This window comes from Microcoleus sp. FACHB-831 (assembly GCF_014695585.1).
Taxonomy (GTDB): Bacteria; Cyanobacteriota; Cyanobacteriia; order Cyanobacteriales; family FACHB-T130; genus FACHB-831.
This window is the reverse complement of the sequence record NZ_JACJON010000040.1, coordinates 159,388-173,115: the sequence shown is the minus strand read 5'-3', so window position 1 is coordinate 173,115 and position 13,728 is coordinate 159,388. Positions and strand designations below refer to the sequence as shown.

Below are 13,728 nucleotides of genomic sequence, written 5' to 3'. Positions count from 1 at the left end.
CTACTTCCCGGCTACATCTTGAGTTTAGCTTGATTTTCAACTATTCTAATCTTTGGATTAGCAGTTTCTACAGTTTTTGAAAGTGGGCCTTCTAAATTAATTCCTGTTTCGCCCCCTATTACTTTTAAAATTTCACCTTTCTGTTTTGCTGGATTACCAATAACTTCGAGAGTAACAAAGTCTTCAGGTATTGCTTCTTTGTCTTGGAAGCTATTGCTTGTTTTGGGTAAATTATTCCAAGCTTTCTTAACTTTTTCTTTTGGAGGAACTGAAAAAGTTGCTTCAAATGTGCCTTCGGTTACTATTACATCCTGGGTTTTTGGATTGGCTGTTGGCAGACAAGTTCTTTTTTGAGATGCGCTAATAACATATCTGCACGCGCCTACTGTGAAAATAAACCCAGCAGGAAGATTTGTCCAACCCTTTACATATATTTGTTTTGAATTTATTGCCTCTCCATTAAAGTTTATTTTTACGTCTATTGGATTATTTGAAGAACTGACAGAGGATTCTTGGTAAAGAGGCTCATTTGATGATTGAGCCGACATTTGATCCATTGCCCTTGGCTCTGGTTTCCCGTTGCTGTTTGGCGTACCATTATTTGCACAACCTGTTAAAGATGCAATTAGTAGGATATAGGTTGTCAAAGGATATTGGGCTTTTATTTTTTTAATCATTTTAATCTTATTCACCCACGCTTTTTAGAAAAAGACTATTATAATCTGTTTTAGATGTAAAGGCTATTGATTGCAACAAGTAGCTAATCTACTTGTGCAATTAGCGGGGATGTACTGTATCGCTTCAGCAATGCTATCTCAAGAAAGTTGCGATCGCGCGCTACCTCAAAGCTTGCACTTTAACGCCAGCTAAACAACAGCGCCACCCCACCCAACGTCACAAAAACGCCCAAAATAGCCCTAAAACCGATCTTTTCACCCATCCAGAGTGCAATTGGCAACACAAACAAAGGGCTGGTAGCACTTAAAGTTTGAGCAATCCCCGCAGGCGCGAATTTAAGTGAAGTTTGTTGCAACCAAATGCCCAGATAGGTACTAGCAAAGGCTGTTATAGCGATCGCTCCTAATAACTTCCAAGACTGCAAAGGCTTGAGCAAGTTGCTAACTTGCCGCCGTCCCAGCAAAATCAACAACAACAATATTACCTCTCCCGCTGACAGGCGCACTAAGGTACTCCACAAAGAACTTATACTCGACTGAGTAAGCGCCGCACGAGATAGCACTGCACCAATTGCTTGTCCTGCCGCTGCTAGTAGCGCCCACCCGATTCCTCGCAGTTGGTGCGTTGTATCTCCAGTTGAGCCTGGGGTGCGTTCTGTTATTACCCAAGCGACGCCCAAAATGGTTAACAATATGCCGCACCAAGCGCCAGAGGTTAGTTGTTCTTGTAAGAATATTAATGCTAGCACTGCTGTTAGAGGTGGAGCGAGAGTTTCTATCAGCAAAGTCTTCCGCGCACCTAAGCAATTAAGAGCTGAAAAATAAGCGGTATCTCCAAAACCAATGCCAACAACTCCACTAAGCATCAACAACAAGAGTGCAGTTGGGTTGATATCAGGCAAAAGCTGACCTTGCAAAAGCAGGGTGAGAATGAGTAGGGCGATCGCTATTCCCCCCTTAATCAAATTCAGCTCTAGAGGCGGGATGCGCTGACCTACCCTCGACCATACCACAGCACCCATTGCCCACAAAAAGGCGGCACTCACAGCCGCCAGCTCCCCTTTAAAATTTGTAATCCAGAAGTCTAATAAGTTTGTTAACAATAACATCAAATTTCTTTGCAGCCGCTGCGCTATCAGAAACTTTCAAGCCTTAAGTTTCTTTGACCATCCTACTGCGAAGGGAATATTTTAAAATTTGACTTTAGTAGGATGTCATGGATGTAACTAATGTGACCATACTATTTTCTAAAACTTGCTATTAATCACTAAAATACAGCCAACGATCGTGGAGGATGCGTATGAAATACACCTTTTCTATTCTATGTGTATCTCCAATTTTATCTTTCTTTAATCATCAGCAGGAAATTATCCAGCAAAGAGCGTATACTGGCGTGGAATACTTGGGAGCTTATAAGTGTACCCTTGATGCCTTCCTTGAATCTATTGACACGGTTCCCCCCAAAGGAGGATGGGATTTAGACCAAGTTGTATCTACTGTTGTTGACTTCTGGATGAATAACTCGGATAACATCCGCTATTGGAAAGATCGACTACAAGATGCTGGGAACGATACTATATTAGTTGCCAGAGTTGCGGACATCAACTCCTTAAGATCTGCGTGGGAATCACTACTGGGTGAAAACCATTGATTTGAGTTTGCAGCCATAGCTTTTCCACATTTTTAAATGTTAGGCTTGTTGTCGCAAGATAGTAATTAGGTTTTGCACAAAAGCCGAACTATGTTTAGGATTTTTGGCAGATTCTGTGGAGCGCAGATTTTGCTTTTCGGCTGGTTGGGGTTTTCGTGGCACGATATCTTGTTCTACTTCTTTTGCCAAACCTACAACAATGAGTCGGAAAGCAATCTGCTGGACTTTTTGTGAGGGGAGTCCTAGTGCGCGGGCGATCGCCTCCAAGTCAACCGTCCCGTCTGCAAATTCCCAAACTCGCCACTCCAAGGGTTCAAACTGTAAATATGAGGGTTTGCTACGGCTGGTCAACAAGGCAGAATTAAGGTCAGAAAACTTGTGTTTTAGGTGGCTCCAGTCGGTAAGCGCCCGTAAACCCTGTAGTGTCACCTCAACAGTACTTATGCTCAAACCCGTCATTTCTGCCCAGGGTAAGGCTGCTTTAGGCTCAAATTTAAATGAGGCGTTGGCGAGTTCAAACAAGGCATATACTGGCTGCTTTACTTGTTGTGCAAACAACTGTTGCAACTGCAAGCTATTCAGCACTCCTTCAACTCTCAGATAATCACCTATGGGCGTATTGCTTGGACACAACTGACATATTTGATCTGCAACTTCCTTACTCGCCCATCCCTTTTGGCCAATCTCTGATAGCAATCCTTGGCACTCTAGATTGTTGGAAGCCGCCACAATACGACCCTGATGCAGCCAGATGTAGTGAAACTTTTCCTTATCGGTATCAGGTTTTTGCGTAGTGCTAAGGGTGAGCAATCCGGTTTGTCTTCCTTGCTCTAATAACCAAAAAATTTCTGGTAATGATAGTTCTGTCAAACAACCTGTGAGTACCATCTTTCGGATAAATTCCTGTTTAGATGTTAATGATTGTCTGTTACACCAGCCAGCAGCTTCCACCGCCAATTCGCTAACTATTCATCAGCCAATTTGCTGAAGCTAGCAGCCCTAGCAGGGGTAAAAAAATTCTGCTTTACAAGCGTTGAAAGCTATTTTTAAGATGTGCTGCTTGTATTTATTTAATAAAAAAAAATAGTCACTATAGTGCGATCGCTATTAGTTTTTATAGCGATCGCGATCGCTGACGTTTGTCGCCAGACTCGTCGTAGGCGCGATATAAAGCCCAAATGAGGCGATATTAAGTGTTACGAATCGTGTGGGAAACGGATAATGTCATCCTCCCCAAGGTACTCCCCATTTTGTACTTCAATCATCACTAGAGGAATTACGCCTGGATTTTCTACCCTATGAGGGGTGTTCATTGGAACGTAGGTTGACTGTTTTGGGATCAATGTTGTCTCCTTTCCATCACAAATGACCTTAGCTGTGCCCGCGACTACAATCCAGTGTTCGCTGCGATGATAATGCATTTGGGTGCTGATGTGATGGCCTGGGTTGACCTCTATGCGATTAATCCTGTAACGCGGGCTTTCTTCTAAAAGTGTTACTTTGCCCCAAGGTCGTATCCGCAAAGGTTCTCCATCCTCAGTCACAGCTTCGGATGCATCGGACTGATAGTTATTATTGCGATCTTGGCTCATAGTTAGATCCCCTTAATTGAGATTATATGTGTTTGGCTTCCTGGCACGGGCGATCGCGAGGAGTAGGATACGCCGCCTTTGATAATGCTTCTTTGAAGTTAATCGGCCAGATTTTTTGCGTTACTACAATTGTATGCTAGCTGGCTGTTGTTGTGATCGAGATCGCGAATTTGGAAGCATAGGATCACATTTAACTATGCCTGCGATCGCAAGTAATATCAACTATTATCACTTAACATCCAATGGTGCGATCGCAATGTACAAAAGCTAAATGATTCATATTAGAAGTATCGAGTTCAGGTATTAATCATGCAAGTTCAAATCTGCCTACTGCAAGCTGCGATCGCCGAACTATTTGCCTCTGTCGCCTACACTAGATGCATTACCCTAGCTGACCGTTATGGGCTGTTGGCTGCACTGTTACAGGATTCACTCAGCCCAGAAGAAGCATTCTCAATCGACCGTCTACTTCATGCTGTGCGTAGAGGAAGGCTCAAGATGGTAGATGAAATTTCTGCCGTCTTATAGACCTTTAATTTCAAGATAAGAATACTTTTTCCTACTTAATAGCCGCTTCTATCGCATCAAGGCAGGTTTCTTCTAAGTAATAAGCAAATTTTAATATCCAGACAATCTTGAGATAATCTTTTTCTGATATATCGGGCCTTGTTAAACCCGCCTGCGATAGTAATTACAAGTTTATAAACATCTCGCTAATGCCCGATTTTCACCCGCCTAGTTTAAATTTGACGATTGTGCATAGGTGCGATCGCGCCTAGTTTTTTTAAAGCGTAAACATAAGAAGCCCTACTTGTGCTATTTTTTGCAATATTTGGTTTTCCACCCTACTTACTTTTATATAGATAAATTTATATTAATCTTGCATACACAAAATACAACAACATAATTAATTAACGCCTAAAACTAACAAGACAAATTATGATTTGCCCACCTCTGCGGGGTAATACTGGAGGAATACAGCATAAACTGTGCAGGTTTTAAAATTGCTAGTCTAAGCCCTTCCAATGCACCTATAAGGGAGTTAAACCTCTCACATCGGTCGATTGAGGTTAAACTCAGTACGCAGGTTTTCCAGGGGCGTTTCCCATAAGGCTTTCCAGTCGATGCCAAACAGGGGACGCGCTTGTTTTCCCCGCAACCAGCCCCCAGTCAGCGCATCCATATACTGTTCGCCGACTTCAATATCATCGATCGCCGCTTTCAGCAAATTTTTAGCAAGCAGTGCCAACCAGAAACGACTAGCATAATGCTGTGCAGCATAAAATGCCTGTAGCTCGATCTCTCCTATTATTTTCGTGTCACAACCTGTGACTGCGTGCCAGATGTCATGGGTTTCAACTATATGCACAAGCAAAAAGGAATAATCATCCTCAGTCTCACCTAGTTGGAATGGAGTTAAATTGTTCTCGATCATGTGATGCGAGTAAGCATATCCCAGCGTATTTTCTGGTAACTGATGTAGTTCTTGCAGATCGACTTTACCCAGGCGCGGACGCTCCTGAAATGCACGTCTTCCTTGCGTAGTGCGCGAGAGAAACTCCACCATTAGTTTTAAGCTGTAATCATCGTTGATAGTATTGGAAAGACGACCGACTTTTCCTAAGTCTCCATCAGGAGCGCCTACAAGCTGCATAAAAATTTCAAGCGCCTGCGTCTGCCATTCCTGTTTCACGGTTGCGACAGTATCCATTTTTAGTTCCTTTATTATCTAGGTTGCCTATTAAACATCTGTAGAAGTTCACCTTTACACAAAGGGGTACGAAGCTTTGAGATGAATTTTAAAAGATATCTATTACAAAAATCACTTTCCCTATTAAGCGATACTCCCAATAGAAATTTATGCGATCGCAGGGATATTATAGCTGCCTAGCATAGCAGGTTTTACCGATTTGTCGGTGGATTTAAATCGCTACTTCGATGTACTTCCCAGCCAAGCAGGCGTGGTATCTGCGACAAGTGTACGCCGTAGTTGAAAATCCAAAGAATTATTTCAGCAAGTAACAATCTTTGTACCCATATTAATTCGCTATCAAGACTCACGAGCGTCAACGCAGTATGCAGTTGCCAGATGCGATAAGGGACGTATAAGCAAGGAATCATCACCCACACGCAGGAGTGAAAGCGGTTCAAAGTTACGCTTTCTGCTAATATTTGTAACCCCAGCATGGCAAAATAGGGAATGAGCGCTTGAAGTACGCTGGGATGACTCCACCACACTCCCCACAGAATCAGTGCTAGCAGGGGAAGCACAATCCCCCCTATAAGGACAATATAGAACCAGACATAAAACCAGCTAGGAAGCGGTTTTGGAATGCTAAAAGGCTTGGCTTTTCTCCACACCCAACCTGTAAATAGCAGAAACGAGGAGGTACTCCCTAAGAAAAGGAGGTTTTCTATAAAAATCATCAGGTTGATGGACGTAGTAATTTGCAATATTGAGCTATAAAAGAATTTTAGATAACATAGTCTAAAAATGCTTCCGTAAATGAGGCAAGACGCAATTCAAGAAGGGTGAGTGTAAAGATGTCTAAACAAAGTGCTAATCAATTTTTAGAAGCTGCTGCTCAAGATACGGATTTAAGAGAAAAATTCCAAGCAGCAGACGAACCCCAGCAATTTATAGAAGTTGCCTCTGATTTGGGCTACAGCTTTACAACTGAGGAGTTAAAGGATGTAGTCACAGAACATAGTAAAGGGGTGAAAATGAGAAGGAAAACAGGGGTTTGGCCTTGGCTGCGGACTGTGCGCTGGATGTAGGGCATTCAGGCGCGATCGCGCCATCTGTCTAGCTTTTGCAGCATATTGAGGCAAGCGTTGCGCCATAGTACCGCGTAGCGCTTTGCACTCTTGTGTAAGTACCCCGCACTAAGTTTCTAATAATAACCATTAGGGGCGATCGCGTATATTATTGACCTCTCCCCCTTCCCTCTCCGCTTCGGAGAGGGAAGGGTTTGGGGGGTTAGGTTTCTTCCAATAGGTACTAGCGAAGCGCACCAGATGGAATACCCAAAATATCTTCAATCTTGGGCATATCTTCTAAGGAAATCACGCGGCCTTCATCCTCAAAACCAGCAATTTGATCGAAGTTCAAATAGCGATACAAATCGCCAGCAAAAGGCTGGATCTTCTTCGCCACAATGTCCATATATTCTTGCACTGTGGGAATCCGACCTAACATCGCACAAACCGCCGCTAATTCAGCCGAACCAAGATAAACTCGCGCATCTTTACCCATGCGGTTGTTGAAGTTGCGAGTAGAAGTAGAAAACACCGTCGTTGCATCCTTTACACGCGCTTGATTGCCCATGCAGAGACTGCATCCCGGCATCTCTGTACGCGCACCTGCGGTATCAAATACGCCATAAACACCTTCTTCTTTTAGTTGATGTTCATCCATTCGCGTTGGGGGACAAATCCATAGGCGAGTTTTAACTGCTGATTCGCCTTCCAACACCTTCGCAGTGGCGCGATAGTGACCGATATTAGTCATGCAAGAACCGACGAATACTTCCTGCACGGGGTCATTCTCAACCTCAGACAGCAACTTAACATTATCGGGGTCATTCGGTGCAGCAACAATCGGTTCCTTGATATCGTTCAAATCGATTTCAATTATTTCTGCATATTCCGCATCTGCGTCAGCTTCCATTAATACAGGATTCGCTAACCATTCCTCCATTTTCGCGACGCGGCGCATAATGGTACGCGCATCGGCATAGCCCCGTGCTGCCATGTTTTTCATCAGCGCAACGTTGGAACGTAGATACTCGGAAACTGTCTCCATACTGAGTTTAATTGTGCTACCTGCACAAGAACGTTCAGCACTAGCATCGGTAAATTCAAAAGCTTGCTCAACTTTCAAATCTGGCAAGCCTTCAATTTCCATGATTCGCCCAGAAAAGATGTTTTTCTTGTTCTGTTTCTCGACAGTCAAAAGACCTTTTTGGATGGCAACATAAGGAATCGCATTTACGATATCCCGCAGCGTGATACCGGGTTGCAATTCACCTGTGAACCGCACTAAAACTGATTCGGGCATATCCAAAGGCATTACACCCAAAGCAGCAGCAAATGCAACTAAACCTGAACCTGCTGGGAAGGATATTCCCAAGGGGAAACGAGTGTGCGAATCGCCGCCAGTTCCTACCGTATCCGGTAGCAACATTCTGTTCAGCCAAGAGTGGATAATGCCATCGCCGGGACGCAAAGCGACGCCGCCGCGCTGCGCCATGAAGTCCGGCAATTCTTTGTGAGTTTTGATATCAACTGGCTTGGGATAAGCTGCGGTGTGACAGAAACTCTGCATCACCAAGTCAGAACTGAAACCCAGACAGGCGAGTTCTGTTAGTTCATCCCGCGTCATCGGGCCTGTGGTATCTTGGGAACCGACAGTTGTCATAATCGGTTCGCACGAAGTACCGGGACGAACACCCGCTAAGCCGCAAGCTTTGCCGACCATTTTTTGTGCCAAGCTGTAGCCTTTGCCCGTGTCGATGGGTGGGCGAGGACGGATGAAGAGGGGGGTAGCTTCTAAGCCAAGGGCAACTCGGCTTTTATCTGTGAGGCTGCGTCCGATAAGTAGGGGGATGCGTCCGCCTGCGCGTACTTCATCGATGATGGTGTCGGGTTTGAGGCTGAAGGTGGATATTACTTCGCCTGCTTCGTTGGTAATTTCTCCTTTATATGGATGGATGGTGATTACCATTCCCGTTTCCATCTTCGTGACATCGCACTGGATGGGCAAAGCACCTGCATCTTCTGCGGTGTTGAAGAAGATGGGCGCGATCGCACTCCCTAATATATATCCCCCTGCCCTTTTGTTCGGCACGAAGGGTATGTCGTTGCCAATATGCCACAAAACTGAGTTAATCGCAGATTTGCGCGATGAACCAGTCCCCACCACATCCCCTACATAAGCGACGGGATGACCTTTTTTCTTCAACTCAGCAATGGTTTCTATGCTTCCCGGTTGCTTGGATTCCAGCATTGCCAAGGCGTGTAAGGGAATATCCGGGCGTGTTGTGGCGTGTTGTGCGGGGGATAAATCGTCTGTGTTCGTCTCTCCCGGAACCTTAAACACCGTCACGGTAATGGTTTGCGGCAAGGTGGGGCGAGAGGTGAACCAATCAGCCGCCGCCCAAGACTCCATTACTTGCTTCGCGTGGGCGTTAGTTTTGGCTAATTCGTCTACATCGTTGAAGGCATCGTATACCAGCATGATTTTGCTTAACGCAGTTGTCGCCGCTGATGCCAATGTTTCATCGTCAGATTTGAGCAAATCTATCAACGATTGCACGTTGTAGCCGCCTACCATTGTTCCTAGCAACTCGATGGCGTAGGTAGGTGAAATTAGGGGGCTGGTGGTTTCGCCTTTAGCGATCGCAGTCAGAAATCCAGCTTTTACATATGCGGCGGGATCGACTCCTGGGGAAACGCGATCGCGCAACAATGCCAATAATGTTTCTTCTTCACCTGCGGGCGGATTTTTTAGCAATTCGCACAGTTGCGATGTCTGCTGGGCATCTAAAGGTAGGGGGGGAATTCCAGCCGACGCACGTTCGGCGACGTGTTGACGATAAGATTCAAGCATTTCAGCGTTCTCCACAAATGACATCAGCAGAATTGTTCGTTCGTTTAATCTAAATATTCCCAATCCCTTGGGTAATATTGCTGTACTGTTTTTAGCAGTTAGCGCCGCTTCTAACCCCAGACAAAAGAGTAGCCGTTATGCATTCTGCTGTCCGGGTAGGCAGTCTCAATCGCAGCGACGTGTAATCTCAGGTGCTAGAACAACAAGCGCGACCATTTATCTTACATTTATTTACATTCTAGAAAGTGGCGTTGTTGCTAGGGATACGAATATCTGCGATCCATGACACGGCGAATAGAAAGCACAAAAAAAGGCGATCGCATATTAGCGATCGCCCACCTACTACAAGGCGAGATCCCCGACTTCTCCAAGAAGTCGGGGATCTAAACCTATGACATCTCCAACTCAAATAGAATTGCTATATCTATCTACTCTTAGCCGCCAACTACAGTTTGCAAAAGGATATTTGCGCTGACTCTGCTTCCAGAAGACGCAGCAAATTTGTATCTCCTTTGGCTTTGGCTACCTGTAGGCGATGTTCCAGGCTGCGGCAGATATTAGCGATGTGATTTTTATCTGCCTCATCCAGAGTTTTCTGACAGGTTTTATCTGTGACTGATTTCCTCTGACTTTGGAAAGACGCGATTAATCGTCTCTCTACTGCCAGTTCCTCTGGTATGGTTGGCTCTACAGCTACCGATTGTGCAGTGCGAAAGGCAATACCACGCTCGTTCTTCAAGTTTACGGTTGGTTGGGGTGTGGGAATATGTCTGAGATAGCTATATGTGCTATTTCTAACCCCCTTGCCCACGATGTCGCTTTCCCGAACTTCCAGCATGGGTGGGTTGTCCTCGCAGCTGCTACCTCTAAAAGAAAGTTTCATATTCTTTGCCTCCGATATTATTGCGCTTGAGTTGGTTGTGAGTGAGAGACTACCCCGACCGATTCGCTGGGCGGTTGCTCTCGCAACCTACTCCCCTCGCTTACCGTCTCCGTAGAAAATCCAGCCTGGGGCTGTAACCCCAGCCAAAAAAAAAGAAATCAAAAAAGTATTTCTGTATCTATTTTTACCGTTTATTTAGGAACTGTCAAACATTAAGATAATTAAATTGCTTGTATCCTAGATAACAATTATGTTACAAGGCTTGTTTTCGCTAATATGAAGCTTGTTTTCTCCGATCCCAGTGGCGATCGCCCTAAAAAGCAGTTTCCTTAAGTTAAAGTCGGCTACGGTAGCAAGCAACTGGGAACGGAAACAATCAATAATTAATACACGACACTAAAAACAGACCCCAGCATCTGCCAAAGGTAAGGGGCGTAGATTTTATTGGTCGGAAGAGGAATTATGAGACGTAAAGGCGGATTGAGGATACCGGACGCAATCAAAAGAACTGCCGTTTTGTTGGTTGCGGCGATCGCGGTTGTTCTTTTAGTTGCGCTAACTGCTCATGCAAACGGCGCACAGATTCAGGCGAAAAATGAGACTACTTATGATACGAATTTAATCAAATTTAAGCGAGTTGAATATGTAGGTCAATGTCCTGGTACAGCTTATACGCCAGACACAATAAACGCTCGGTTCAATTCTAGCTCAAACCTTCCTGCTCCTAAACGAAGGGTGGTTATCAAGAACGTGACTGAGGGGATGAAGAAAAACCCCTATCCATACACGGATAGAGAATATGATAAAGGTGAATCTTCAGAAAGCTTTGAGGTCAAATTTGGAGATAGCCATAAAGGTCGTACTTTTTCAGTTTTAGAAGGCGAAAATAAGTTTGAGTATGCAATTAAAGAGCGCGATACAGTTGTTGAACAAGGTACTTTTACAGCGGAAGTTTCTGTAAAAGATTTAGGAGTTTTTTCGCGTGCGCCGATTTGTGGCGACAGGGAAAGTTGTCATGATGAGACATACTATGACGACGATCGCAGTTCTCGCCGCAGAAATAGACGCCCGCGAACGCGCCGGATATGTCAGCCAATTTATGTGTGTAGTTGTCCTGGTTAATGGTGTGGTTTGGATGGGTTGAAAGGAAATTTAACCCAAGAGGGCGATCGCGCTAGTTATTTCAAGTATCCTGCGATAAGTCGCGCAAGAAATAAAAGCGATCGCTCCTCCAATCACTTCCCTTAATTCGTCCCAAGTATCCCGTTAAAGGCGAGGCAAACTCTATTAAGATGATGTTGGCAGTTTGATACTTACCGACTTCGCCAGCGCATGCAACAGCTATCCCTCCCTTTGAATTTACCTGGTATCTATCCTGAAAAAGTTGTCTGGTTTCAGGAAATATTGCGATCGCTTGGTGTTAGGCGTAGCTCAAATTGGCCAGATCGATTTGGCTTATCTCTTCGCAGCTGGCTGGCTAAACAGCGTCATCCTCCCATCAAAACTCTAAGCTTATTCGCTGGTGGCGGTGGCCTTGATATCGCATTCCATGATGCTGGCTTCGACATTATTGAAATGGTGGAGTTTGAAGCCAAGTACGTCCAGACCTTAAAAAAAAATTGCCAACCTGGGAAGCGGTTAGAAAACTCCAAACCAATCTGCATAGATATTAGAGAATTTTTTCCGAGTCCCGAAATAAACGTAGACTTTATCATTGGTGGGCCACCCTGCCAAACTTTCTCTGCGGCAGGCCGTAGAGCAGCGGGAGTTGCAGGAACCAATGATTCCAGAGGTAAGCTCTTTCAGGAGTATGTCCGTTTAGTAAAGACACTACAGCCAAAAGGATTCCTTTTTGAAAATGTATATGGAATTACGGGAGCGCAGAAGGGAGAAGCTTGGAAAGAAATTCAAAATGCTTTTAAAGAAGCAGGCTACACAATTTATGTTCGCATTCTCGATGCAGCTGATTATGGAGTACCTCAGCATCGAGAACGTTTATTTATTGTTGGATTGAAGTCAGGTAATTATTTATTTCCCTATCCAACTCATGGCCCTGATTCTCCTGACCAAGAACCGTTTTATTCAGCTGCCGAAGCAGTTCAAGGCGCTGACACATCCGATGTAGAGCCAGGTATTGGAGGAAGGTACGGGCACCTTCTTACAAATATACCACCCGGCCTAAATTACAGCTTTTATACAGAGGAAATGGGTCATCCCAACCCAGTTTTTAGCTGGCGATCAAAGTTTTCTGACTTTCTTTACAAAGCTGACCCACAGATGCCAGTGCGGACTATTAAAGCACAAGGCGGACAATACACTGGCCCCTTCAGTTGGGAAAACCGCAAATTTTCTGTTGCAGAGTTCAAGAGACTACAAACAATTCCTGACGATTATGAAATTGTGGGAAATCGCCAAGTTTGTATAGAACAGATTGGGAATTCGGTACCGCCACAATTGGGTAGAATTTTAGCTCTTAGTATTTTGGATCAAGTTATGGGTGTTGCGCTACCGTTTACCATACACTATTTGGCACCTGAAAAGCAGCTGGGATTTAGAAAGCGCAAGCGTCAAATAAGTGAAAGATACGCTCAGAAGGCTAAAGCTGCAATTTCAAATTTACGCATGACTGGACAACTATTTTCAATGCCAGCAGTTAGTTGTCTTAGTCAAGGGCAGGTAGTCAAATTTTTGTCAAATGATTTTGCCTGGTGTGAAAAAGAAGTTCCTAACAGTTCAGCAATTTATCTCAAGTATGATTTGAATCCCTCTTGCTGGATGATAGAAGCACAGCTTGAAGAGAAAGGCCAAGAAGAAAATCAATTTGTAATTGATATATATCCATCTTGGGGGCACGATGAATGGAAGTTGAACACTAGGAGCGTAAAGCTATGCGCTAAAAATTTAGACAAACAGTTGTTTACAGCACTGTGGAAAGCATTCGAGGAAAAACTTATTGAGATTACAGGTAAGGCGGATTTGGTTCAGCTTTCTGGTTATTATCAGTACACCCCCCGGATTAATGGGGTTCTAACTTTTCATCCTAAATTAAAAGTGGATATGTTTTGGCGTGTTGTTCAATGCGTGGTTAGGGGGATAGGAGTAGCAACCCAACTATCAGAACAAGCGATCGCATTGCTATGGGGAGTTAGTGCAGAAGAGGTATTTTCTTACCTCCAGTATTTACGCAGCATGGGTTACGAAGTCAGAAACCACAACACAAATCCTCAAATAACTAAAGGCGAGTATCTCATTCCCTATGCGTTTCCAACGCTAACACCCAGAAGCGTACAACTTCGCAAAAGCTTAGGATAAAG

General features: G+C 44.4%; 13 protein-coding genes. 5 read left to right on the top strand and 8 right to left on the bottom strand.

Features of this window, described 5'->3' with window-relative positions; translation table 11 throughout:
* Positions 1-11: 11 nt before the first annotated feature.
* Both H6F77_RS11015 and H6F77_RS11010 read right to left on the bottom strand, forming a co-directional pair.
* Positions 12-677: a hypothetical protein gene (locus tag H6F77_RS11015; protein WP_190488291.1), complete on the bottom strand. Its 666-nt coding sequence runs from the start codon at positions 675-677 to the stop codon at positions 12-14.
* Positions 678-856: 179 nt separating this feature from the next.
* On the bottom strand, positions 857-1,786 hold the full coding sequence (locus H6F77_RS11010) for a DMT family transporter (RefSeq protein WP_190488289.1): 930 nt from the start codon (positions 1,784-1,786) through the stop codon (positions 857-859).
* A 191-nt stretch (positions 1,787-1,977) separates the two neighbouring features.
* On the opposite strand from H6F77_RS11010, the gene H6F77_RS11005 reads away from it, so the two are divergent.
* Complete coding sequence (locus H6F77_RS11005; RefSeq protein ID WP_190488287.1) at positions 1,978-2,328, top strand: hypothetical protein; 351 nt, start codon at positions 1,978-1,980, stop codon at positions 2,326-2,328.
* A 39-nt stretch (positions 2,329-2,367) separates the two neighbouring features.
* Here the strand turns inward: H6F77_RS11005 and H6F77_RS11000 are convergent, their stop codons facing one another.
* Both H6F77_RS11000 and H6F77_RS10995 read right to left on the bottom strand, forming a co-directional pair.
* Complete coding sequence (locus H6F77_RS11000) at positions 2,368-3,216, bottom strand: DUF4388 domain-containing protein (protein WP_190488285.1); 849 nt, start codon at positions 3,214-3,216, stop codon at positions 2,368-2,370.
* A gap of 308 nt (positions 3,217-3,524) precedes the next feature.
* Positions 3,525-3,920 (bottom strand): phosphomannose isomerase type II C-terminal cupin domain, encoded by a 396-nt coding sequence (locus H6F77_RS10995; protein ID WP_190488283.1) that lies wholly within the window; start codon positions 3,918-3,920, stop codon positions 3,525-3,527.
* Between the two features lie 309 nt (positions 3,921-4,229).
* On the opposite strand from H6F77_RS10995, the gene H6F77_RS10990 reads away from it, so the two are divergent.
* On the top strand, positions 4,230-4,448 hold the full coding sequence (locus tag H6F77_RS10990) for a hypothetical protein (RefSeq protein WP_190488280.1): 219 nt from the start codon (positions 4,230-4,232) through the stop codon (positions 4,446-4,448).
* Between the two features lie 523 nt (positions 4,449-4,971).
* Here the strand turns inward: H6F77_RS10990 and H6F77_RS10985 are convergent.
* Positions 4,972-5,631: a Coq4 family protein gene (locus tag H6F77_RS10985; RefSeq protein ID WP_190488278.1), complete on the bottom strand. Its 660-nt coding sequence runs from the start codon at positions 5,629-5,631 to the stop codon at positions 4,972-4,974.
* Positions 5,632-5,822: 191 nt separating this feature from the next.
* Positions 5,823-6,191 carry a hypothetical protein gene (locus H6F77_RS10980; RefSeq protein WP_242022050.1) on the bottom strand — a complete coding sequence of 123 codons (369 nt, stop codon included), beginning with the start codon at positions 6,189-6,191 and terminating at the stop codon, positions 5,823-5,825.
* 273 nt (positions 6,192-6,464) lie between these two features.
* On the opposite strand from H6F77_RS10980, the gene H6F77_RS10975 reads away from it, so the two are divergent.
* The gene (locus H6F77_RS10975) at positions 6,465-6,698 is read left to right on the top strand and encodes a Nif11-like leader peptide family natural product precursor (RefSeq protein WP_190488274.1); all 234 of its coding nucleotides are present in this window, start codon (positions 6,465-6,467) and stop codon (positions 6,696-6,698) included.
* A 223-nt stretch (positions 6,699-6,921) separates the two neighbouring features.
* Here H6F77_RS10975 and acnB read toward each other — a convergent pair whose 3' ends face one another.
* Entirely contained in the window at positions 6,922-9,531 is a 2,610-nt protein-coding gene (gene acnB / locus H6F77_RS10970; protein ID WP_190488272.1) for a bifunctional aconitate hydratase 2/2-methylisocitrate dehydratase, read from the bottom strand.
* Positions 9,532-9,976: 445 nt separating this feature from the next.
* On the bottom strand, positions 9,977-10,414 hold the full coding sequence (pirA, locus tag H6F77_RS10965; protein ID WP_190488270.1) for an arginine synthesis PII-interacting regulator PirA: 438 nt from the start codon (positions 10,412-10,414) through the stop codon (positions 9,977-9,979).
* 462 nt (positions 10,415-10,876) lie between these two features.
* On the opposite strand from pirA, the gene H6F77_RS10960 reads away from it, so the two are divergent.
* Both H6F77_RS10960 and H6F77_RS10955 read left to right on the top strand, forming a co-directional pair.
* A complete protein-coding gene (locus tag H6F77_RS10960) occupies positions 10,877-11,536 on the top strand; it encodes a hypothetical protein (RefSeq protein WP_190488267.1) in 660 nt (219 codons plus the stop codon).
* A gap of 210 nt (positions 11,537-11,746) precedes the next feature.
* Positions 11,747-13,726: a DNA cytosine methyltransferase gene (locus H6F77_RS10955; protein WP_190488265.1), complete on the top strand. Its 1,980-nt coding sequence runs from the start codon at positions 11,747-11,749 to the stop codon at positions 13,724-13,726.
* Positions 13,727-13,728: the final 2 nt, after the last annotated feature.